Raw genomic sequence first — 21,507 nt, 5'->3', positions numbered from 1 at the left:
AAATTATATAATTCTTACATAAAAATAAAGGAGAAAAAATGAAAAAGAAAATCGCTGCATTATTAACAATTTTAAGTCTTTCAAGTCTTGCTTATGCAGATGGAATTTATGGTGTGATAGTAGATGTAAATGATGGCGCAAAGACTATTTTAATCGATACTACCTATGGAGAAAAAATGAATATAAAAATTCTACCAAATACAGAAATTGATATGGATGATTGCGGTATTTTTGGTATGGATAAATATGGCACTTTTAGAGATTTAAAAGTAGGAACTTTTATAGAAGCTGAAGTTTTTCATGGCTATGCTCAAACAACACCAAATCCACAAACGCCAAATCAAATTCAAAATATAACCGCTAAAGAAATTAAAATAGAATGCAAAAAAAGAGCTTATTAAGCAAAATAACTCCTAAAAAGGAGTTATTTTAATGCGTTTTTTTCTTATATTAATTTGCATTAGCACTTTTGCATTTGCTTATAAAATTCAAGGTATTTTAAAAAACACTACTACACATACAATAAGTATTCAAACAAGTTTTGATAATAACTTAATTATTACCATTTTACCCCAAACACATATAGATATTTATAACTGCGGAATTTTTGGTAGCAATAAAAAACAAGCCAATGCACAAGATCTAAAAAAAGGAAGTCTTGTTAAAGTTAAAGGTAGTAAAAATGGAAGCATTATCATTGCTGAAAAAATTATAGTAGAGTGTGATGATCAAAGAAGAGCTTATTAAGATAATAACTCTTCTTTATCGTCTTTATTGATTTTTTCTATATAAAGACTTTGTGAAGGAAATGCAAAACTTAGTTTATTTCTTTCGACAATCTTCATTAATTCAAGTAAAATACTTTGTCGTGCTTCTCTAAAACCTGCAGCATCAACTGCTTTAGTATAAAAATATACTTCTATATCAATAGAACTTGCGCTAAAGCCACTCACAGCCACATAAGTATTATTTTTATATCCTTCTAAATCATTCACTGAAACTAAATTTTGTCTATATCTAGCGCGGGTTCCACCATGATTTAGCGCACTATCATCAACTTGGGCTATTAAAGGACTAGTAGCTAATAAATATCTTATATCTTCTACACATTGCTCAAGTTGTTCAGGTCTTGCATCATAAGTTACACCTATAAATAATTTTACATGGCGTCCTATTTTTCTTTTACTCCAATTTTTTATATTAGTTCCCATAATAGTTGAATTTGGTAAAAATACCAAAGAATTATCAAAAGTTCTAATAGTAGTTTTTCTAAGCCCAATTTCTACTATAGTTCCTTCTATACCTGAAATTTCAACCCAATCGCCTTGATTAAAGCTGTTATCAAAAAGCAAAAGCACAGAAGCAAAGAAATTTGCAATAATATCCTTAGCTGCCAATGCCACAGCCAAACCACCAATACCTAAAGATGCAATCAATGCTGAAATATTAAATCCTAAATGTGATAAAACAAATAAAACAGCTATTACTATAATAATAAAATATAAAATTTTAATAATTAAATTAACCACTTCGCGTTTGCCACTTTTTTCAGCAAGCTTTGCCACAATTACCATACCATAACTATCAAAAATATTTATCACAAGCCAAGCAGTTAAAATAACATAAACAATTGATAAAATATTACTAATTCTTATATCTACAGGTGCAGGATAGTAAAAAATAGTAAAACAAATTCCAATAGCATAAGCAAACAAAAACCAACCCACTGGTCCTTGGAGCTTTTCTAAAAAGTGAGTTTTTATTTCTACATTTTCTGAATTTTTTCCAAATAAATGTATCAATACAAAATACAAAATTTTTGCAAGATAAAATTTCAAAGAATAAAACAAAACAATGACAATAATAGAAATAACTATTTTTCCAACATTTACACTACTAATAGAGGTTTGTTTATTAATATAATTAATGGCATTTTGCAAGCCCAAGCCCGTAAATAAAAAATTAGTTTCAAGCAAATTTGCATTATTTCTTAGATATACCAAAATTTCATTATATGACTTGATGGTATTTCTTAAATTATTTTCACTAAGCTCTAAAGTTCTAAGTTGAGTAATATCATTAATTTTCTCTTTATCTAAAGCAAAATTAAAAACTATATCTTCTTTTAATGAGTCAATGCTTTCATCAATAATTTTTTTTATTTTTTGACTTTGAGCGCCTTCTATAAAAACTTTTTCTAATTCAAATATACAAAGATAAAAATGTTCTGCAGAGGTTAAATTTAAAAGTTTGATTTTATTATCCACATAATCATAATATCTTTTTTTAGCTTGGGCATTTTCAACACTTTTTTGTAAAGCATTCTTAGTTTTTAAAAAATCTTTTGCTTCTTTATCATCAATCTTTTGAGATACCATTTTTAAAGGTAAAGTAGTCAAAAGAGCTGTTTTTTGTTTTTCTATTTCTTTGATATTATCTTGAAATTCGGTGCTATTTGTATCACCGGTTTTAAAACTTTCCAAAAGTAAATTAAGCTCTATATAATCTTGTACCAAAGCAAAAATACTATTCTTATCCTCTAAAGCATTTTTTTCCTGTGCATTCAAAGTGCTGATAAATAAAAATAATAAAATAATATTAACAATCTTTTTCATACTTTTTTCATCCTCTCTTGTATTAAAACAAAATTTTCAAAATTAAAATCATACTCATAAATTTCACCCGTTTCTATGATGTAATACCAAGCATGAAGTTCTATTTCTTTTTTATTTAAAGCTTCTTCTATACCTGGATAGGTTAATAAATTTTGCAAAGAATTAACCAAGTTCATTTTTTCAGTCATCCAAGATCGCATGGCTAAATCACTGCCTGCAACTTTTAAAACCTTATTTTTAATAGGCTCGAGCAAGGTAAGCCATTTTCTCACATTCGGCATACTCTTTAGCTCATTTTCATTTGCATATAAAGCCGCACAGCCACCACAATTACTATGTCCGCAAACTATGATATTTTTTATATGTAAAGAACTAAAAGCATACTCAATAGCTGAAGTAGTTGCCAAAAAATCATCTCCTACTCTATAAGGTGGAACTATATTGCCTATATTTCTTACAACAAAAAGCTCTCCTGGACCTGTATTAGTAATTAAATTTGGTATAACTCTTGAATCAGCACATCCTATAAAAAGCGTGTGGGGATTTTGTTTATTTTTTAAACTTTCAAAAAGTTCTGCATGCTCTTTAAAATCTTCTTGCATAAATTTTAAAGCACCCTCGATCAAGTCTTTCAAAAAAAAGTCCTTTTTTGCATTTTAATAAAGCATTATACTAAATTATTTTTACTTAAAATAAATCTATAAATTTATTTTTTGTTATATTTTTATACAATTTTAATCTTTTATTTATCTTTTTTTTGTAAATTTTAATTTTTAAAAATTATTGGAGGATTTTAATGAGTCTTTATGATAGAGATTATTCTAACTCTAAAACTCAAGAATTTGAAGGTTATGCTAGAAGTGATTTGAGCATTTTTATAAAACAAACTTATCAGCTTTTTGCTGCTTCATTATTAGCTGCAACAGCAGGTGCTTACATAGGAATTTTTGCCTTAGCACATTTATTTGCACAATCTCAAGCAACTTTTTGGATTTTATTTATCGTAGAAATTGGCTTGTTATTTGCATTACAATGGAAAAAAAGAGAAGCTCCGCTTAATTTAGTTTTACTTTTTGCCTTTACTTTTGTTTCAGGACTTACTTTAACACCACTTTTATATTCTGTTTTAGCACTTCCTGCAGGAGCTAGCATTATTGCTCAAGCTTTTGCTTTAACAACAGTGGCTTTTGGTGCTTTAAGCGTTTTTGCTATGAATACAAAAAGAGATTTTACTATGATGGGAAAAATGCTTTTTATAGTTTTAATTGTTATCGTAGTAGCTTCTTTAATTAATATCTTTTTTCAAAGTTCACTTTTAAGCTTAGCAATTTCTGGTATTGGTGCAATTTTATTTTCTTTTTACATTCTTTATGATACTCAAAACATCATTAGAGGAAATTATGAAACACCAATTGAAGGTGCAGTTGCACTTTATCTTGATTTTATCAATCTTTTCATCTCTCTTCTTAATATTTTAAGAAGCTTTAATAGCAGATAAAAATTTGCGAGAAAAATTCTCGCAAATTTTCTTTACCTCTTTCAAGTTTTTATCAAACTTTTTAAGTTAAAATACTCATTTTATTTTCAATAAGGAAAATTCATGACTACTCTTTTAATTATTTTGCAATTTGCAATTGTTGTGATTATTTGTATTGCTGTTTTATTACAAAAAAGCTCAAGTATAGGACTTGGAGCATATAGCGGAAGTAATGAAAGCTTGTTTGGAGCAAAGGGTCCTGCAGGGTTTTTAGCTAAATTTACTTTTGTGATGGGTGTTTTACTTATCGCTAATACAATTGCTCTAAGTTATATGTATAATAATGCTAATTCTAACTCACTTGCTGAAAAAGCAGAACAAATTTTACCAAAGGCACCTGAAACAAACACAACTAGCATTCCAGTTGCACCAAGTGCTCCAATTAGCGAAAGTAATACTAGCAAATAAAAAAAGGAAATACCATGCTAAATGAAATTTATACCAAGCAAAAACAACAATCAGACAAAAGCTTAGAGGCCTTAAAAAAAGATTTTACTACCATAAGAACTGGCAAAGTAAATATAAATATACTTGATCATATTCATGTAGATTATTATGGTAGTGCAACTCCATTAAATCAAGTAGCAACAGTTTTAGCAACCGATGCTTCAACTATTAGCATTACTCCTTGGGAAAAATCAATGCTAAAAGCCATAGAAAGTGCTATAGCTGCGGCAAACATTGGAGTAAATCCGAACAATGATGGCGAAAGTGTTAAATTATTTTTTCCTCCTATGACAAGAGAACAAAGAGAAGAAAATGCTAAAAATGCTAAAGCTATGGGCGAAAAGGCTAAAGTTGCTATTAGAAATATTAGAAAAGATGCAAATGATGCGGTAAAAAAACTAGAAAAAGATAAAGCAATCTCAGAAGATGAAGCTAAAAAAGCTTATGATGAAGTACAAAAACAAACCGATAATTATACAGCAAAAGTAGATGAGTTAGTTAAAAACAAAGAAGCGGAACTTTTAAAGGTTTAAAAATGAACTTAGAACAAATTTATAAAGATTGTGGAGCATACCTACAAGGACATTTTTTACTTAGCTCAGGGAAACACTCTGAGTTTTACCTTCAAAGTGCTAAAGTTTTAGAAAATCCAAAACTAGCAGGTGAGCTTTGTGATGAGCTTGCAAAAGTTATTGCTAGTTTTAATATTGAATTTGATAGTATTTGCTCGCCTGCCTTGGGTGGAATTTTAGCAGGTTATGAACTTGCTAGAGCTTGCAACAAACGCTTTATTTTTACTGAACGCGTAGAAGGAGTGATGAGTCTTAGACGCGGTTTTGAAGTAAAAAAAGGTGAAAAATTTATCGTTTGTGAAGATATTATTACAACAGGTGGCTCAGCACTTGAGAGTGCAAAAATCATCGAGAATTTAGGTGGAGAAGTAGTAGGTTTTGCAGCTTTAGCAAATCGTGGTTTTTGTGCTGTAAAAAATTTAAACAATCCAAGAAAAGAAAATGCAAAATTACCACAAAATTTACCACTTTTTGCACTAGGAAATTTTGAATTTGATATTTATGATGCAAATACTTGCCCACTTTGTGAAAAAGGCACTAAAGCTATCAAACCTGGTAGTCGTGGTAACTAATGAAAACTAAAGCAAAAATAGCCACTCGCTTTTTAAGATTTAAAGCCTTTTTGATTGATCTATTTTTGCTTTATGTGCCCATTTTGTATTTGTTTTATTTTACTCTTGGCTCTAAAGAAGCTTTTTTAAACAATCAACTTATAATTTTTTTGTGCCCATTGCTTTTTGGATTTTTACAAGCATTATTTTTAGTAAAAAAAGCTCAAAGTCCTGGACTTAAAGCTTATGATTTATACTTGATTGATATTAAAAATGGACACAAACTTAATTTTTTTAGAATAATCCTACGCTATGTAATTTTCATTATAAGCTTTGGCTTGTTGATTGGCTTTTTGGTAAGCTTTTTAAGAAAGGATACCTTAGCCTTGCATGATATTTTAAGCCAAAGCGCTATTGTAACAAAGGTGGAAAAATGAATAGAAAAAGAATTTATAATCCAAAATCAAATGAAACTTTAAATGATAGAAAAGTATTTAACGGCAACCCACATGGTATTTTAAATTTTACTAAAGCAAAATACACATGGGCTTTAAAACTTTGGGATTTAATGGAAGCAAATACTTGGTTTCCAAAAGAAGTAGATACAACAAAAGATGCACTAGATTATCGTTGCAATCTAACCGTAGCAGAAAAAAGAATGTATGATCTAGTTTGGTCTCAACTTATCTCAATGGATAGTTTTCAAACAAACAATCTTGCTGATAATATCAACCCTTATATCACAGCACCTGAAATCAATGCGGTTTTAGCAAGACAAGCTTATGAAGAAGCAAATCACTCAAAATCTTATGCAGTGATGGTTGAAGCAATCTGTGAAAATACAGACTTAATTTATGAAATGGAAAAACATGATGAGACTTTAAGAGAAAAAAATGATTTCATTTCAAGTATTTATGAAGAATTAGCTGGCGAAGTAGATGATAATAAACTTTTACTTGCAATGGTAGCAAATCAAATTCTAGAAGGAGTGTATTTTTATAGTGGTTTTACTGCTATTTATGCTTTAGCGCGTGCAGGAAAAATGCTAGGTTCAGCACAAATGATACGCTTTATACAAAGAGATGAAATTACTCATTTATTATTATTTCAAAATATGATTAATTCTGTGCGTAAAGAAAGACCTGATTTGTTTAATGATATCAATATAAACAAAATTTATGATATGTTTAAAAAAGCAGGTGAACTTGAGATCAAATGGGGTAAATACATCACTCAAAATCAAATCATGGGTTTTACAGACGATATTATAGAAGAGTACATTCACTATCTTGTTGATCAAAGACTAATAGCTATTAATCTTGATAAAATTTATAATGCAAAACATCCTATTAAATGGGTAGATGATTTTTCTAAATTTAATGATCAAAAAAGCAATTTCTTTGAAAGCAAGGTTACAAACTATTCTAAAGGGAGTTTGAGTTTTGATGACTTTTAAGTCACAAAACTACCCATATTTTACATTTTTTTAAACTAAAATTCTCTTTTTATTTAATATTTTATTTTTATTTATTTCATTATTGTAAAATTCGCCATTTTATTTTATTAGTAAAGGGGTAATTATGGAGTTTTTAGAACTTTTGCTAGTCTTTATTGCCATAGTTCTCATGATAATTAAGCCTGAAAAAGAAAAACTAGCTTTTTCTATACTTGTAATTTCATGGGCTATTATGGTATTTGACTATTTAGGTCGCAAATCAGGCGCAATCTTAGGCCTAATGAATCTATAAGGTGGCAAATATGTGTGATATTAACAAAACTAAATTTTTTTATTTTTTAATGTGCTTGGCAGGTTTTTTAATCATTTTAATGCCTGTTGGAATTGCAAATTTGATTTTTGGTTATATGCTAGGTGATAGCCCTTGTACTTCTTGTTGGGGCCAAAGAGAATCAATGATTTTCATTGGTGTTGCAGCTTTATTTATTGTGCGTTATGGTATGAAAGGTAAGTTCTTAGCTTTTCTTTTAATTGCAACTGCATTTGGTTTATGGCAATCATTTAATCATATAAGCGGACATGCACATCGTGATCTTGATCAAGGTTTTGGTTTGCCTATTTTTGGTTTGCATACTTATTTTTGGGCTGAAGTAGTATTTTGGGCTGTAGTTTTATTACTTGGTGTAATTTTTGCTTTTGCTCCAAAATTTGGCTCCTTTGAAAAAGAAATGGAAGGAGTTAGTTTTAGAAAATTAACTAAATTTAACCTAGCTGCTATGGTTATTGTTGCTTTTATCGTAGCTTCAAATGTCTTCCAAGCTTTCGTAAGCACTGGTCCTATCCCATATAGCGGACAAGGTGATCCAGTTCGTTTTAGTTTAAATCCAAAATATATTATTTGGGATGATTCAGGCTGGAATAAAAGTTGGAAAAGCATTTCTTTCTTAGGAAAACGCGATGTTAAAGAACCTGATTTTGCTTTTGCTCCTGCTAATGAAAAACTAGGTATTGAATTTGATAATAATATCAGTAACGCTCCATTTACAAATATCGATGATAATCTAAAAATCGTAAATGAAACAAAAATTGATTTTCCTAAAGCTATCAATACACTTGATTATATCAATGGAGAATATGTCGCAAGTTCAAAATGGGAAGTATTTTTCCTAGATGATAATTTTAGTACTAAAACAGATTTTCTATTAGACCCATATTTTTCAGCCACAATTAATCCTATCATAGGAATTATTCCTTATTTGGACAACAAATACATCTTAATGGGCTCTAATAAAACTTTCTTAAGATTTGCTCAAAATCCTAATGCAGATGAAGCTTTACAATATGCTGATTTTATTAGAGGGGCAAATAATTTTGAAGGACAAGGTGAAAACCTTGGTCGTGGTAGAATTGACACAGTTAGAGCTAAATTCCATCATGTTTTAAGCACAACTACTGACGGAAAATACATGTATCTTGCTACCGTTCCAAACAATAAGGATGCTAAAACTTTTGTAATTTCTAAAATTTCTTTAGCAGATAGAGTTCTTTCAGCTGAATTTACTCCTAAAGCTGAGTTAAAAGAAGGAAAAACTTTGGGCGATCTTTATATAACTTCAATGGCTTTTAAAAATGGTAAAATTTATGCATTAAGTAAAAAGCATAATGTTATTGCTGTAATTGATCTAGACAAAGAAGAAGTTGTAAAAACTATTTCGTATCCAGAAAATATAACTAACGCAAGAAGCTTATTCTTCAAAGATGGTAAAATGCACATCTTATCTTATCAAGATGGATCAAACATCCTTTATACGCTTGATTAGTCTTTAAGGCGTTTTTACGCCTTAAAGACTTTAAAGCTAGATAAATAAAATTTAAGATAAAATAACACTTTTTATCAAGGAGTGCTTATTGATTCATATATTTGAACAAAAACAATGTCAAACTATGGCAGAAGAAATTCGCAAAAACACTTTCATTAATGAAGAATTATTTGAAGCTTTTTGTTCTACTCCAAGAGAAATTTTTTCACCTTTAAAAATGCATGCTTATAGACTTGATGCACTTCCTTTAATGGGTAATCAATGGATAAGCTCACCTTTAACTGTGGCCAAAATGACTATGGCGCTTGATTTTAAAGAAGCTGATAGTGTTTTAGAAATAGGTTGTGGTAGCGGGTATCAAGCTGCGATTTTAAGTAAGCTTATTAGAAGAGTTTTTACCATAGAACGCATCGAAAAACTTGCAATTAGTGCTATAGAAAAATTTAAAAAACTAAACTATGCTAATATTCATGTAAAATTTGATGATGGGCAAAATGGCTGGAAAAATTATGCACCTTATGATAGAATTTTACTCTCAGCTTATATAGAGCATATTCCAAATGTATTATTTGATCAACTTGAAAATAACGGAATTTTGGTAGCTCCTTTACTTATAGGAAATCAACAATTCATCACTAAATTTACCAAAAAAGATGGCGAGATTAGCAAAGAAGTTTTAGATGAATGTCTTTTTGTGCCTATCAAAGATGGCAAAGAATAGTTAAAATTTCATTTTTAAAACAATAAAATCATATTCATCTTTATATTCACCCTCTTGTAAAAAACCATTTTTCTGATAAAAATTTATACGCCTTATAATTATCTTTATTTACTTCAACATATTTCAAATGATAATCATTTATGGCTTTAGATATTAAAGTAGTGTCTATACCTTTGTTAAAATATTTTGAACTTAAAAACAACATTTCAATTTTATCATCCACAAATGCTAAAAATCCAATCATTTTGTCTTTATCATAACAAATCAAATAATTTAAACTAAAGAATACTTGAGAATTTAAAAGATCATTTTTAATCTTTTCTCTATCAAAATCAGATAAAAAATCATGGGAATGTTTCACACTATCCTCCCATATATCGATCAATTTATCCTTAATATTATCTGTAATTTCTTTAAAATATTTAATTTTAATATAATTATTTTTAAACATAAGCTTCTTGTAGGATTTATTTTTTTATAATTATATTAAAAAAGGAATATTATGAGTTTTAAAAGAATACTTTTTGGTTTATTTACTACTAGCATGCTTTTTGCCTATGAGCAAATGCCTCAAAATGCCTCACATGGAAATTTCATAGACAAAGACAAATGGAAAAATTTAGATAAAAACTGGATTTATTGTGAAAGTGGTTTAAATCAAGATTTTATCAATATAAATAGTAAAAAGGCTACAAACAAAAATCATTCTTTAGAATTTAACTACTCAAATGATTCTTTTGGTTTAATAAATGATGGTTATACCATAAAAATGTATTTTGCAAGCAATGGAAGCCATATCGTGCTAGATAATACAGCTTATAATTTATCGCATTTTCACTTTCATAGCCCATCAAAGATTTCTATTGATAAAAAATCTTATCCTTTAGAAATTCATTTTAGCCATGTAAGTCAAAAAGGCGATATAGTAGTGGTTGTGCTGTTTTTACAAGAAGGCGCGGAAAATCCTTTTATTAAAAAAATCATCCGTGCTTTTCCTAAAAAAGAAGGCGATAAGCTTTATGTTCAAAGCTTAAGCGCTAATGAGTTATTACCAAATAATCTTCAATCTTTTTACATCTTTAAAAACAAACTCAACAAGCCTTGTAATCAAAAAATCACTTGGATAGTTTTAAAAGATATGAGCTATGCCTCTAAAGAGCAAATTCAAATCATACAAAATTTAATGGGAAAAAATGAGAATTTGAAAATACAAGAAATTAATAATTTAGAACAAAATGATTAAGTAAGCTAAACTTAATCATGTATAAAAGTTTGAATTTTTTCTAAATTAGCTCTAAAAAGTTTAAAATTTAACTCACTTGAAATTTTTAAATCAGCAAAAAAAGGATTTTTCAAACTTGCTATGAGTAAATAATCATCTTTTTTCAAAACTCTTTGTGTAGAAAATTCTTTATCCTTTACTTTTTCAAAAATACTTTCACTTGAGCTAATATCTTCTTTTAATTTCTTACTATAAAGCAAAATTCCACAAAAGAAATTCCCAAATTCATCTTTAAATTTCACATCATAAAGAATAAAATCATCAAAAATAAAAGAATTTTGAGAATGATAAGTTTTTAAAGAAAAGTCAAAAGCAATTTTTTCAAAATCTTTCTGATAAAAGCCTTGTTTGTCAAATTTAGCATTGTTTTGCTTTAAAAATTCTTCACACATTTTAAATACAAGCTCATTGCGTCCCCACATAAGCTTTCTTCCTAAAATTCTAAAAAACAAAACTCCTGCTAAAACAGCAAAAAACAAAGCTATAATCACATCCTTGCTAAATTGAAAAGCAAGAAAAAATATAACCAAAGCTTCAGCAAATGCTAAAATTTGTAAAGCTTTGAGTCTTTTATTTAAAGCTTGTCTTATGGCTTCAAAATCCATTAAGACTTAGCCTTTTCCATTCTTTTTCTTTGAGTAGGATCAAGATATCTTTTTCTAACTCTAATATTTTGTGGAGTAACCTCTACAAGTTCATCTTCTTCTATCCACTCTAACGCTCTTTCAAGGCTTAATTTTCTAGGTGGTACAAGCTTAATCGCATCATCACTACCACTTGCTCTAACATTAGTTAAATTTTTACCTTTAATAGGATTAACATCTAAATCATTTGGGCGTGAATGCTCACCTATAATCATACCTGTATATACTTTTGTTTGAGGATCAATGAATAATACCCCTCTATCTTGTAAGTTAAATAAAGAATATCCTAGTGCAACACCATTTTCCATAGAAATTAACGCGCCATTATTTCTTTTTTCAACTGCTCCACTAAATGGACGAAACTCTAAAAAGCTATGGTTCATAACACCTTCGCCTTTAGTATCTGTTAAAAATTGTGATCTAAATCCTATAAGCCCACGCGCAGGAATTTCAAACTCAAGTCTTGTTTGACCATCTCCAGTTGGTGTCATAGTTTTCATTTCAGCTTTTCTTTTACCTAGTTTTTCAATCACTACTCCGGTAAAATCATCAGGCACATCAATCACTAAATGCTCAAACGGCTCTGTTTTAACACCATCTTCTACCTTAACGATAACTTCAGGTCTACCCATACAAAACTCAAAACCTTCTCTACGCATATTTTCGGCTAAAATAGTTATTTGAAGTTCACCTCTTCCACTTACTTTAAATTTACCTTCGCCTGTGCTTTCATATTTCATAGCAATATTAGTTTTCATTTCAGCTTCTAAGCGTTCTGCGATTTTATTTGAAGTTACATGTTTACCTTCAGTACCCGCTAAAGGACCATCATTTACTGAAAATACTATACTTAAAGTTGGCTCTTCTATGTGTAAAGGATCAAGCGGCATAGGGTTATTTGGATCTACCACACTATCTCCTACATCTAAAGCTTCAAAACCTGCAATCGCTACAATATCGCCTGTCCCTGCTTCTTCAATGTCCATTTTTTCTAGACCCATAAAACCAATAAGCTTTGAAATTCTTCCATTGATTTTAGAGCCATCTGCTTTAGCAAGCATAACATTTTGATTTTTCTTTACTTTACCATTAAAAATTCTTGCAATCCCTATCTTACCAACGAAATTATCATAACCTAGAGTAAAAACTTGAAGCTGTAAAGGATTTTCATCACTACCACTTGGAGCAGGCACACGCTCAAGTATAGTCTTAAACAATGGTTCCATGTTAGTGCTTTCATCTTCAAGTGCAAGTTTTGCATAACCATTTTTAGCAGCTGCATATACTACTGCAAAATCAAGTTGTTCATCATTTGCCTCTAAAGCCACAAAAAGATCAAAAATTTCATTGATTACTCTTTCAGGATCAGCAGCTGGCTTGTCGATTTTATTAATAACAACAATAGGTTTAAGCCCTAAAGATAAAGCCTTTTTTACCACAAATTTAGTTTGAGGCATAACCCCTTCTTGTGCATCAACTAAAAGCAAAACCCCATCAACCATTTTTAACACACGCTCAACTTCACCACCAAAATCAGCATGGCCTGGAGTGTCTATGATATTTATTTTTGTGCCTTTATAATTAATAGCAGTATTTTTAGAAAGTATAGTGATACCTCTTTCTTTTTCTATATCATTACTATCCATTACACGCTCAGCTATTTGTTCACGCTCATTAAAAGTTCCTGATTGTTTTAAAAGCTCATCTACCATTGTTGTTTTACCATGATCAACATGAGCTATAACAGCTATATTTCTAATATTATCCAAGTTTTTCTCCAAAGTCTTAAATTTAAAATCTAATATTATATAAAAAAAATGCTTAAAAATTAAGATTTAAAAATTGGAACACTTGTTGCTTTTGTCTTGAGTAAGAATTATTTTTAAGGAGAAAAATATGTCAAACCTAAATACTCAAATCTTTAACGCTAACTTAGAAAAACAAGGAACTTCAGTTTTAAATAGTAAGCATTTTATGGAACTTTTAAATTATTTAGAAGTTATAAATTCAAATGAAGAAAAAGAATTAAATTATGCAAAACTTTCAAGTAAAGTAAGTGAAATTTTAGATGATGCTCAAAATGAAAATGCGGTTTTAAATGCTAAAAACATAGAAGAATTATTAGTAATATTTAAAAATTTTAATCTTACTCATGAAAATTTAAAACTTGATTGTGCAGCACAATTACAAAATTTATTTCCAAATTTAGCAAAAAATAATTTTTTAGTAGGTTAATTAATGTCTAATATCCAAGCTAGTGATGCTTTAAACTTACTAAGCATCACTCCACAAAATGAAAACCTAAGTAAAGAAAACACTAGCTCACAAAGTGATGGCGAGGAATTTTTAAATTCCTTATTGCAAGCAATAAATGAAAAAGATGGAAGTTTACCAAAAGATTTCAAGACTCCACAAAAAGATGATAAAGTTAATGATAAAATTTTAAAAGATGATGTCAAAGATAAAATACCGCTGGATGAAAAAGATGCTTTGAAGCTTTTTGAGGGTGCAAATTTTATGCAAATTCTTTCTTTATTGGAGGTTTTACAAAGCGATAGCAAGGATATAAAACTAAACAAACTTGTCCAAGATAATACTGCTATTTTAGCTCTTGAAAAAAATCTACACAAGCTAAAAAATATAAAAAATATTAATGAGCTTTTTAATGTGGCAAAAGAGCTTGGATTAAACATCAAAAATATAAAATTTGAACAAATTAAAGATTTAAAAGAAGCCTTTCCAAATCTTGATAAAAAAGGTTTTTTTGAAATACCAAAACAAAATAATAATACTAATGTTTTTCAAGATTTAATCAATCAAAAAATTACCAAGCTTTTAAAAGAAGAACCAAATACAAGCAAAAATATAAAAAGCAAAGAAAACGAAGGTGTGTCTTTGCTTTCTTCTGCTTTAAAAAATATAGAACTTCCAAAAAAAGATATAAAAACACAAGCAAAAGAAAACATTCAAAACATAGATTTTAAAGAAAAATTAGTAGAAAAAATTCAAATTCAAGATGAAAAAGAAATAAAAAACGCAAAAAATATCCAAAATACAACAACAAAATTCAATGAAAAACTAAGTGATATTGAGTTAATTAATCTTACTCAAAACACAAACCTAAAAAAAGATATTAAAGAAAAAGAAAAGCTAGATTTTAAAGAAATATTAAAGAATGAAAAACTAACTATTAGCGAAGATAGCTTTAGTAAAAAAATAAGTTCTGTTTTAGAAAATTCAAAAGATTTAAAAACTGAATTAACAAATATAAAAAATACTCAAAATATACAAAATCAAAATCAAGATTTAAAAATTAACTTAGAAAATCAATTTGCCCCTCAAGATAAACATTTAAAAATAGATAAAAATAATCAAAATATAGATAATTTTAGTGATATTTTTAAACACACAAAAGAGTTTTCAAAAGATGAAAATGATCATAGTGAAGAAAATTTAAATTCTTATGTAAGGGAAATGAATAGGGTTTCTAATAATTTTATAAAAAATCAAAATATTCCTATGAAAGAAACTTTTAATGATTTTGCCCAAGAATTTAAAGAAAAACTAGAAAGCTACAAAGCACCTATAACTCGCTTTAGTATAACTCTTAATCCACATAATCTTGGAGAAGTAGAAGTAACTTTAGTCCAAAGGGGTTCAAATTTAAATATTAGCTTTAACTCTAATCAAAATACCTTAAATCTTTTCATACAACATCAAGCTGAATTTAAAAATGCTCTTGTAAATATGGGATTTACAAATTTAGAAATGAATTTTAGTAATCAAGAAAGAAAAGAACAAAGCAATCCGCAAAGACAAAAAAACAACAATAGCAAAGAAGATAAGGTGAATTTTGAAAAAGAAATTCAAGAAAAACCGAGCTTAGAAATGGTTTTAGCAAAATATTTTTAAATGGAATATTTTTTGCTTTGAGCTTTAAAAATATATAAAAAAGGATTTTTATGTCAAATATAAACACACAAACCCTTCAAGGTCCTTTAGCAACGCTTAATACTAAAGATATGCCAAATGCCAAAGGAAGTACTAGAGCCGGTGAAGGTGATAGTGGGTTGATTTACAACCCTGGGGCAGAACTTGACAAGGATGCGTTTTTAAAGCTTCTTTTAATAGAACTCCAACATCAAGATCCAACAGATCCTATGGATACTGAAAAAATGCTTACCCAAACAGCACAACTTTCAGCACTTGAAATGCAAGATAATACTAATAAAACCATGACTCAACTTGTAACTGCGATGACAAAACTACAAAATTCTATTGCAGCAAGCACAGGTATGAGCGCACTAGCTGCAGTTGGAAAGCTTGCAACAGTTAAAGATAATTACCTTGTAGTGGCAGATGATGATATACAATTTCAAATTAATATGTATTTACCACAAGAACCACAAAAAGGTAAAAAGACTGATATTGATATTGAAGGTTTTGAACTTAAGAAAAATGGAGAAGATAAACTAGATATAACAGGTAAGGTAGATAAAGAAATAGCTGAACCTGGAGAAACTATACATATAAAATTAAAAGATGACAAAGGTCAAGAAGAAACGGTTCAAGCAGTAGTTGGAGAAGATCAAACATTTAAAATAGTAGGACATACCCCAAGTGTTGATATCAAAACAGCAAAAATTGATTCAGCTTATAAATCAGACAGCACACCTGTAACATTTACTATTTATAATGAAGCAGGAGATCCTGTAAGAACAATGAGTGTTAAAGATATGAGTGCTGGTATGAAACAAATCGTTTGGGATAGAACAGATGATAGTGGAAGTCCTGTACCATCTGGAAAATACTATGTAAGAGCAAGCTATATAGGTGAAGATGGCACAACCGTTAATTCAACTTATGGTGCTTATCCTATCACTGGAGTTAAATTTGAAGAAGGTGAAGCTCTAGTTGGTATGGGCGGTAGCTGGGTTAAATGGGAAGATATTAAAGAGATTACAGGATAAAATCATGTTTACAGCATTTTACAATGGAGTAAATGGAGTAAAATCCCAAAGTTATGGTATAGACAATACCGCTCATAATATAAGCAATGTCAATACAGTCGGTTTTAAATACTCTGATGTGGCATTTAAAGATGTATTTTATAGCACCATAACAACACAATCATATAACAAAGGTCAAACTGGTTATGGTAGTGTAGCAGGAGCTACTAATGATATTTTTGAACAAGGTCCGTTAGTTTCTACTGATAATGAATTTGATGTAGCAATTGCTGGAAAAGGCTTTTTTGGTGTAAGTAATGCCAATGGGGTTTATTATACTAGAAATGGTGCTTTTAAACCTGATGCAAATGGATTTTTAGTAGATTCAAATGGAAATTATGTACTTGGAACTATGAATCCATCATTACAAGAAATTCAACTAAGTGATAGAGTTTCTAATATGTTTGGTCAGATTATGGGACAAAAAGTCACTACAGCTTGGAGTGGAACACCTGGACAGAATTTACAAATGGGCGGAGTTAATACTCAAGGACCTATTTCTGTACCTAAAAATCTTTACTTACCACCTCAACCAACGCAAAATATAACTTGGAGTGGAAATTTAGACACAAGCACCAAAACAGAAGCAGTAAATGTAGATGTAGATGCTTCTAAATTTGAATTTAGTAAAAATGAAGATGGTAGTGTAAAAATTTCAGGTAGTGTAAAAGAAGAACAAATTTATGGTATAAAACCTGGCGATACTATATATTTTAAAATCACTGATGAAAAGGGTGCTAGTCAAACATTACAAGCTACTTTAGATGAAAATTTAGCTTTTAGTATCGACAATCAAAAACTAGATAAAGTCGATTTAGAAACAGCCAAATTAGAATCATCTCACTTAAGCGTTGAAAAAGAAGTAGCTGATAGCACAGAACTTTCTGCAAAATTAATAAATCCTGATGGATCTATTAGTTGGGTAAAAGTTAAATTAGATAGAGTTTTACCGCAAAATGGTACAGATTTAGAATACAAAGCTGTTGCTCAAGTGTATGATAATGATGGCAATAAAATAGGTGGAACAACTGAAGGTTTAATCACTTTTAACGAATCTGGAGCTTTAGTATCTAACACCTTAAATTCAGTAGATAATAATGGCACAAGGGTTAATATAAATCTTGGTTCTTATTATGATCCAAATATACCAAATTCAGGCTATGATGGGCTTCATGCTTTACAAAACAAACAACCTTCAGTGCATACACAAACAGATGGTAAGGGCGAGGGGTTTTTAAATAATTATTCTATTAACACAGATGGTACTATCATCGCCACTTTTACCAATGGAGATCAAATAGCTATGGCAAAACTTGCTTTGTTTAATTTTACAAACGAACAAGGTTTAGAAAAGCTAGGGGAAAATCTTTATGGGCAAACAGGAAATAGCGGTAATCCAACTTTTTTACTTGATGCTAATGGAAATTTCAGCACAGCAACTTTTAAAGGTTCTTATTTAGAGCAATCTAATGTAGATTTATCGGTAGCTTTTACTAACTTAATCACTCTACAAAAAGCTTATGATTCAAGTAGTAAAAGTATCACAACAGCCGATCAAATGATACAAAAAGCAATCAACATGAAACGCTAATTTTAGCTTTTCATGTTTTATTTATATTTTTTTGCTCTAAGATATATTTTACCTCTTGCTCAAAAAATTCATACACCCTAAGCTGAACCAAAGATTCTTCTTCATTTTTATCTATTAAACGCTCAAGTTTATCAAATTTTATCTTTTGTATATATCTTGGATTTTTTTTCAAAAGCAAAGCAATATTTTTAAGTAAAGTATCCAAACTAAGCTCACTTTTTAAAACTCTATCTACATATTCTTTAGAAGTTTGCACCAAAATTGCTTGCCTGCTTTTATCTTTTGGATAAATTTCACTAGCAATATCAGCTAAAACTTGCCAAATTTCTGCTTTTATATTTTTATTTGCCACAATAATAGCCGCAAAAGATTTTGCTCTAAATTCTAAAGACAGATGACTAGGAACAAAAAATTCTCTAAATTTAGATAAAAAATTTGCAAATATACTCAACATACTTCACCTCAATGTTTTTTAAGATATTTTAAGATATTATTTCAACTGCCTTCTCTTAGACCTGTGCAATGCTATTTTTAAGCACCGCTTCAGGGTGGGAACACAGCAGAGCACTTAGACTTAGTGTGTGCCGCAGTCATCTGGGGGAGGGTTTTAAAGTTTAAAATACCCTTTAATATCCTCACAAATTCTAAAGAAATTTACCCCATTAATAGTCGGATTTGTTTTAAAATATTCATACATTCCCACAAAACCGCTTTCAAGCTCTTTAGACTTTACTCCATAGCTAATCGATAAAGCCGCTTCTATAAAAGCTGCTAGCTTATCACAATACTTCAAAGCCTTTCCATCAATAGCCTTAAAACGATCCTCATTGACCGCATCCAAACTACCGCTATAAACACTTGGCTTGTTATTAAAAATACGATTTTCAAATTCATTTTTTACAAAGGCACTTTCTTCATTTTGTCCTTCTCTAATACCAAGTATATAACTAAATTCTTCCCTGAAAGATAGTGGTATAAAAGGTAAAATTTTCTCATTAATAAGTTTCATTTCATACTCATTGATGATTTCATTTAAACCATCTATGCCATATTTTACCGGAGAGATAATATCTCTAGTTAAACTTTCGGGTAAATCATGAAACAAAGCACAATAAAAATTGCTTTCTATCCTACCATCGCATGCTTTTACTTCTAAAGAATAAAAATAAGACAAAATAGCTACCACAAGCATATGTCCTAAAACCGCAGTTTCTGGAATCCTTGGAGTTTGTGCCCATCTTTTTTGAAAACGCAAGCGTCCGCTTAGATCGATTATTTTAGAAATTTTTTGATTAAGAGCTATTTTTCTTGCGCCAATTAACTCATAATAATCTTCTAATTCCTCTTCAACCTTAGCCTTAATCTCATCAATATCACTTAAAAATGAACTAGTTTGATAAACTATATTAAACTCCCACCTTGTCGCAAAATACGAAGCAGCTTTTAAAATAAGCCTTTCTTTTGCACAATCTTTACCTTGCAAAAAAAGCTCATAGCGTTTTAAAAACTCACCATTTTCTATATCTTGAATCATTGGTGCGATTTTACTTAACACCCAAGCACTTACTTGCTCATTTTTTGCACGCGTTATCTCATGATACACATCAGGGCGTATATCAGTCACTACCACCCTACTTAAAAACTCAAAAATTCCTGCTTCTATGATAAAACGCATATTGACATCTTTTTCCATTTTAGCAATGAAATAAGCAATGATAAATTTATGTGCTTGTTTATCAAGCTCGACTAAATTTGTCATTCTAGGATAATCATTCCACCTTGATATAGAAGCAGCTTTAAAAATATGCTCTATCAATTCTACACTAATCATTTATTTCCTTTTTTTGCTGTGATTTTACTTTATTTTATAATCTTTAGCAAATTTTATTTTGATATTGTGATTTGATATTTTATTGTAAAATAATCTTTAAAACTTATCATCAACATAAATACGAGGTTCTACCATGATTAAATTAAACAACAACCAAGGTTTTGTAAATATAAATGGTAAAAAAATGATGTGGCCGATTTTTGATGAAGTTTTATTTTTTCACAATGATATAGCAACAGTAAAACTCAATGGCAAGTGGGGCTTAATAAATAAAAATGGAGATTTTATAATAAACCCAATATATGACTATATTAGTCACCTTAATGAAAATTTTATAACTATTCAAATAGGTAATAAGTACGGTTTCGCTGACAAAAACGGAAAAATTATAACTGAACCAAAATTTGACGATACGAATGGTTTTTACGAAAATTTGATATCGGTTTTAATAAACGACAAATGGGGCTTTATTGACACAAATGGAGAATTTATAATAAAACCTAAATTTGATTATGCGGGAAATTTTAACGAAGGACTTGCAGATATAAAACTAAATGAAAAATGGGGGTTTATAAACAATAAAGGGGAAATTGTTATAAATCCTATATTTGATGAAGTAGAGAGTTTTAGCGAAGGCCTCGCAAAGATAAAATTAAACGAAAAATTTGGGTTTATAGACAAAAGTGGAAATATTGTTATAAACCCTATATTTGATAAAGCTTGGTGTTTTCACAATGGTTTTGCTTGGGTTGAATCAAATTATAATTGGATACTTATAGATAAAAATGGATATATTATAGCAAAACCAAAATTTGACTATTTTTTTGATTGTTACAAAGGGTATATAAAATTTTTTAACGAAGATGATAAATTTGGACTTATAGGAACAGATGGAAAAATTATAATAGACCCTAAATTTGACTATATTGAAGATTCATATAATGATATAGTAGAAGTTAGACTGGACAACAAGCACGGCTTTTACAATAAAAACGGAAAAATTATAACTGAACCAAAATTTGACGATACGAATGGTTTTTACGAAAATTTGATATCGGTTTTAATAAACGACAAATGGGGCTTTATTGACACAAATGGAGAATTTATAATAAAACCTAAATTTGATTATGCGGGAAATTTTAACGAAGGACTTGCAGATATAAAACTAAATGAAAAATGGGGGTTTATAAACAATAAAGGGGAAATTGTTATAAATCCTATATTTGATGAAGTAGAGAGTTTTAGCGAAGGCCTCGCAAAGATAAAATTAAACGAAAAATTTGGGTTTATAGACAAAAGTGGAAATATTGTTATAAACCCTATATTTGATGAAGTAGAGAGTTTTTATAATAAAGCCGCAATAGTTCAGCTAAATGGAAAATGGGGCTTTGTAGATACTAATGGAAACATTATAAAATAGCAAATATAATT

General features: G+C 29.5%; 24 protein-coding genes and 1 other RNA gene. 18 read left to right on the top strand and 7 right to left on the bottom strand.

The genetic code is table 11. The features are described from left to right. Positions 1-38: 38 nt before the first annotated feature. Both L8X50_RS05890 and L8X50_RS05885 read left to right on the top strand, forming a co-directional pair. Entirely contained in the window at positions 39-401 is a 363-nt protein-coding gene (locus tag L8X50_RS05890) for a hypothetical protein (RefSeq protein WP_263660650.1), read from the top strand. 31 nt (positions 402-432) lie between these two features. Next, entirely contained in the window at positions 433-747 is a 315-nt protein-coding gene (locus tag L8X50_RS05885) for a hypothetical protein (RefSeq protein WP_263660649.1), read from the top strand. On the opposite strand, the gene L8X50_RS05880 is transcribed toward L8X50_RS05885, so the two are convergent. Then, positions 744-2,615, bottom strand: coding sequence for a mechanosensitive ion channel family protein (locus L8X50_RS05880; RefSeq protein ID WP_133319016.1), 1,872 nt, complete (start codon positions 2,613-2,615; stop codon positions 744-746). The genes L8X50_RS05885 and L8X50_RS05880 overlap by 4 nt on opposite strands. Beyond that, positions 2,612-3,250, bottom strand: a complete 639-nt coding sequence (locus L8X50_RS05875; protein ID WP_263660648.1) for a carbonic anhydrase — start codon at positions 3,248-3,250, stop codon at positions 2,612-2,614. The genes L8X50_RS05880 and L8X50_RS05875 overlap by 4 nt, the downstream gene beginning before the upstream one ends. A 161-nt stretch (positions 3,251-3,411) precedes the next feature. Here L8X50_RS05875 and L8X50_RS05870 point away from each other — a divergent pair, with 161 nt between their 5' ends. The 9 genes from L8X50_RS05870 to L8X50_RS05830 all read left to right on the top strand — a co-directional run bounded on the left by L8X50_RS05870 (position 3,412) and on the right by L8X50_RS05830 (position 9,719). Then, entirely contained in the window at positions 3,412-4,113 is a 702-nt protein-coding gene (locus L8X50_RS05870) for a Bax inhibitor-1/YccA family protein (protein ID WP_263660647.1), read from the top strand. 102 nt (positions 4,114-4,215) lie between these two features. Beyond that, on the top strand, positions 4,216-4,560 hold the full coding sequence (secG, locus tag L8X50_RS05865) for a preprotein translocase subunit SecG (RefSeq protein ID WP_133319019.1): 345 nt from the start codon (positions 4,216-4,218) through the stop codon (positions 4,558-4,560). A gap of 14 nt (positions 4,561-4,574) precedes the next feature. Next, complete coding sequence (gene frr, locus L8X50_RS05860; RefSeq protein WP_039668941.1) at positions 4,575-5,132, top strand: ribosome recycling factor; 558 nt, start codon at positions 4,575-4,577, stop codon at positions 5,130-5,132. Positions 5,133-5,134: 2 nt separating this feature from the next. After that, on the top strand, positions 5,135-5,743 hold the full coding sequence (gene pyrE, locus L8X50_RS05855) for an orotate phosphoribosyltransferase (protein ID WP_133319020.1): 609 nt from the start codon (positions 5,135-5,137) through the stop codon (positions 5,741-5,743). Further along, positions 5,743-6,159, top strand: coding sequence for an RDD family protein (locus tag L8X50_RS05850; RefSeq protein ID WP_133319021.1), 417 nt, complete (start codon positions 5,743-5,745; stop codon positions 6,157-6,159). The genes pyrE and L8X50_RS05850 overlap by 1 nt, the downstream gene beginning before the upstream one ends. Further along, the gene (locus tag L8X50_RS05845) at positions 6,156-7,178 is read left to right on the top strand and encodes a ribonucleotide-diphosphate reductase subunit beta (RefSeq protein WP_133319022.1); all 1,023 of its coding nucleotides are present in this window, start codon (positions 6,156-6,158) and stop codon (positions 7,176-7,178) included. Before L8X50_RS05850 ends, L8X50_RS05845 begins: the two co-directional genes overlap by 4 nt. A 124-nt stretch (positions 7,179-7,302) precedes the next feature. Then, positions 7,303-7,470, top strand: a complete 168-nt coding sequence (locus L8X50_RS05840; RefSeq protein ID WP_133319023.1) for a dihydroneopterin aldolase — start codon at positions 7,303-7,305, stop codon at positions 7,468-7,470. Positions 7,471-7,480: 10 nt separating this feature from the next. Continuing rightward, entirely contained in the window at positions 7,481-8,998 is a 1,518-nt protein-coding gene (locus tag L8X50_RS05835) for a disulfide bond formation protein B (protein WP_263660646.1), read from the top strand. A 91-nt stretch (positions 8,999-9,089) separates the two neighbouring features. After that, entirely contained in the window at positions 9,090-9,719 is a 630-nt protein-coding gene (locus tag L8X50_RS05830) for a protein-L-isoaspartate(D-aspartate) O-methyltransferase (protein WP_133319188.1), read from the top strand. 46 nt (positions 9,720-9,765) lie between these two features. On the opposite strand, the gene L8X50_RS05825 is transcribed toward L8X50_RS05830, so the two are convergent. Continuing rightward, positions 9,766-10,104: a GNAT family N-acetyltransferase gene (locus L8X50_RS05825; protein ID WP_263660645.1), complete on the bottom strand. Its 339-nt coding sequence runs from the start codon at positions 10,102-10,104 to the stop codon at positions 9,766-9,768. Positions 10,105-10,221: 117 nt separating this feature from the next. Here L8X50_RS05825 and L8X50_RS05820 point away from each other — a divergent pair, with 117 nt between their 5' ends. Next, positions 10,222-10,962 (top strand): carbonic anhydrase family protein, encoded by a 741-nt coding sequence (locus tag L8X50_RS05820; RefSeq protein ID WP_263660644.1) that lies wholly within the window; start codon positions 10,222-10,224, stop codon positions 10,960-10,962. Between the two features lie 11 nt (positions 10,963-10,973). Here the strand turns inward: L8X50_RS05820 and L8X50_RS05815 are convergent, their stop codons facing one another. Together L8X50_RS05815 and typA are read right to left on the bottom strand one after the other, a co-directional pair. After that, complete coding sequence (locus tag L8X50_RS05815) at positions 10,974-11,606, bottom strand: poly(A) polymerase (protein ID WP_133319028.1); 633 nt, start codon at positions 11,604-11,606, stop codon at positions 10,974-10,976. Beyond that, the gene (gene typA / locus L8X50_RS05810) at positions 11,606-13,414 is read right to left on the bottom strand and encodes a translational GTPase TypA (protein WP_220567072.1); all 1,809 of its coding nucleotides are present in this window, start codon (positions 13,412-13,414) and stop codon (positions 11,606-11,608) included. The genes L8X50_RS05815 and typA overlap by 1 nt, the downstream gene beginning before the upstream one ends. Positions 13,415-13,541: 127 nt before the next feature. On the opposite strand from typA, the gene L8X50_RS05805 reads away from it, so the two are divergent. The 4 genes from L8X50_RS05805 to L8X50_RS05790 are packed head-to-tail and all read left to right on the top strand — an operon-like array spanning position 13,542 to position 18,245. After that, complete coding sequence (locus L8X50_RS05805; RefSeq protein ID WP_133319030.1) at positions 13,542-13,880, top strand: hypothetical protein; 339 nt, start codon at positions 13,542-13,544, stop codon at positions 13,878-13,880. A gap of 3 nt (positions 13,881-13,883) precedes the next feature. Continuing rightward, positions 13,884-15,557 carry a flagellar hook-length control protein FliK gene (locus L8X50_RS05800; protein ID WP_263660642.1) on the top strand — a complete coding sequence of 558 codons (1,674 nt, stop codon included), beginning with the start codon at positions 13,884-13,886 and terminating at the stop codon, positions 15,555-15,557. Positions 15,558-15,607: 50 nt separating this feature from the next. Further along, positions 15,608-16,615 (top strand): flagellar hook capping FlgD N-terminal domain-containing protein, encoded by a 1,008-nt coding sequence (locus L8X50_RS08340; protein WP_220567070.1) that lies wholly within the window; start codon positions 15,608-15,610, stop codon positions 16,613-16,615. Positions 16,616-16,619: 4 nt separating this feature from the next. Next, positions 16,620-18,245 (top strand): flagellar hook protein FlgE, encoded by a 1,626-nt coding sequence (locus tag L8X50_RS05790; protein ID WP_263660641.1) that lies wholly within the window; start codon positions 16,620-16,622, stop codon positions 18,243-18,245. A gap of 10 nt (positions 18,246-18,255) precedes the next feature. Here L8X50_RS05790 and L8X50_RS05785 read toward each other — a convergent pair whose 3' ends face one another. Then, complete coding sequence (locus L8X50_RS05785; RefSeq protein ID WP_133319033.1) at positions 18,256-18,699, bottom strand: hypothetical protein; 444 nt, start codon at positions 18,697-18,699, stop codon at positions 18,256-18,258. Between the two features lie 52 nt (positions 18,700-18,751). Between L8X50_RS05785 and ffs the strand changes: the two genes are divergently transcribed. Continuing rightward, positions 18,752-18,849, top strand: an RNA gene (gene ffs / locus L8X50_RS05780) — signal recognition particle sRNA small type. Positions 18,850-18,852: 3 nt separating this feature from the next. Here the strand turns inward: ffs and L8X50_RS05775 are convergent. Beyond that, positions 18,853-20,076, bottom strand: coding sequence for an HD domain-containing protein (locus L8X50_RS05775; RefSeq protein ID WP_263660640.1), 1,224 nt, complete (start codon positions 20,074-20,076; stop codon positions 18,853-18,855). A gap of 133 nt (positions 20,077-20,209) precedes the next feature. Between L8X50_RS05775 and L8X50_RS05770 the strand changes: the two genes are divergently transcribed. Continuing rightward, positions 20,210-21,496 (top strand): WG repeat-containing protein, encoded by a 1,287-nt coding sequence (locus tag L8X50_RS05770; protein ID WP_263660639.1) that lies wholly within the window; start codon positions 20,210-20,212, stop codon positions 21,494-21,496. Positions 21,497-21,507 lie beyond the last annotated feature (11 nt).

The sequence above is a fragment of the Campylobacter sp. CNRCH_2013_0898h genome (genome assembly GCF_025772965.1).
In the GTDB taxonomy this organism is placed as follows: Bacteria; Campylobacterota; Campylobacteria; order Campylobacterales; family Campylobacteraceae; genus Campylobacter_D; species Campylobacter_D lari_D.
Note: the sequence above shows the minus strand (reverse complement) of the source record. Positions and strands in the feature narration are given on the sequence as shown.

Coding starts and splice junctions, on each gene's coding strand:
- L8X50_RS05890 (WP_263660650.1), top strand. CDS start 39: ATGAAAAAGAAAATCGCTGCATTATTAACAATTTTAAGTCTTTCAAGT.
- L8X50_RS05885 (WP_263660649.1), top strand. CDS start 433: ATGCGTTTTTTTCTTATATTAATTTGCATTAGCACTTTTGCATTTGCT.
- L8X50_RS05880 (WP_133319016.1), bottom strand. CDS start 2,615: ATGAAAAAGATTGTTAATATTATTTTATTATTTTTATTTATCAGCACT.
- L8X50_RS05870 (WP_263660647.1), top strand. CDS start 3,412: ATGAGTCTTTATGATAGAGATTATTCTAACTCTAAAACTCAAGAATTT.
- secG (WP_133319019.1), top strand. CDS start 4,216: ATGACTACTCTTTTAATTATTTTGCAATTTGCAATTGTTGTGATTATT.
- frr (WP_039668941.1), top strand. CDS start 4,575: ATGCTAAATGAAATTTATACCAAGCAAAAACAACAATCAGACAAAAGC.
- pyrE (WP_133319020.1), top strand. CDS start 5,135: ATGAACTTAGAACAAATTTATAAAGATTGTGGAGCATACCTACAAGGA.
- L8X50_RS05850 (WP_133319021.1), top strand. CDS start 5,743: ATGAAAACTAAAGCAAAAATAGCCACTCGCTTTTTAAGATTTAAAGCC.
- L8X50_RS05845 (WP_133319022.1), top strand. CDS start 6,156: ATGAATAGAAAAAGAATTTATAATCCAAAATCAAATGAAACTTTAAAT.
- L8X50_RS05840 (WP_133319023.1), top strand. CDS start 7,303: ATGGAGTTTTTAGAACTTTTGCTAGTCTTTATTGCCATAGTTCTCATG.
- L8X50_RS05835 (WP_263660646.1), top strand. CDS start 7,481: ATGTGTGATATTAACAAAACTAAATTTTTTTATTTTTTAATGTGCTTG.
- L8X50_RS05820 (WP_263660644.1), top strand. CDS start 10,222: ATGAGTTTTAAAAGAATACTTTTTGGTTTATTTACTACTAGCATGCTT.
- L8X50_RS05815 (WP_133319028.1), bottom strand. CDS start 11,606: ATGGATTTTGAAGCCATAAGACAAGCTTTAAATAAAAGACTCAAAGCT.
- L8X50_RS05805 (WP_133319030.1), top strand. CDS start 13,542: ATGTCAAACCTAAATACTCAAATCTTTAACGCTAACTTAGAAAAACAA.
- L8X50_RS05800 (WP_263660642.1), top strand. CDS start 13,884: ATGTCTAATATCCAAGCTAGTGATGCTTTAAACTTACTAAGCATCACT.
- L8X50_RS08340 (WP_220567070.1), top strand. CDS start 15,608: ATGTCAAATATAAACACACAAACCCTTCAAGGTCCTTTAGCAACGCTT.
- L8X50_RS05790 (WP_263660641.1), top strand. CDS start 16,620: ATGTTTACAGCATTTTACAATGGAGTAAATGGAGTAAAATCCCAAAGT.
- L8X50_RS05785 (WP_133319033.1), bottom strand. CDS start 18,699: ATGTTGAGTATATTTGCAAATTTTTTATCTAAATTTAGAGAATTTTTT.
- L8X50_RS05775 (WP_263660640.1), bottom strand. CDS start 20,076: ATGATTAGTGTAGAATTGATAGAGCATATTTTTAAAGCTGCTTCTATA.
- L8X50_RS05770 (WP_263660639.1), top strand. CDS start 20,210: ATGATTAAATTAAACAACAACCAAGGTTTTGTAAATATAAATGGTAAA.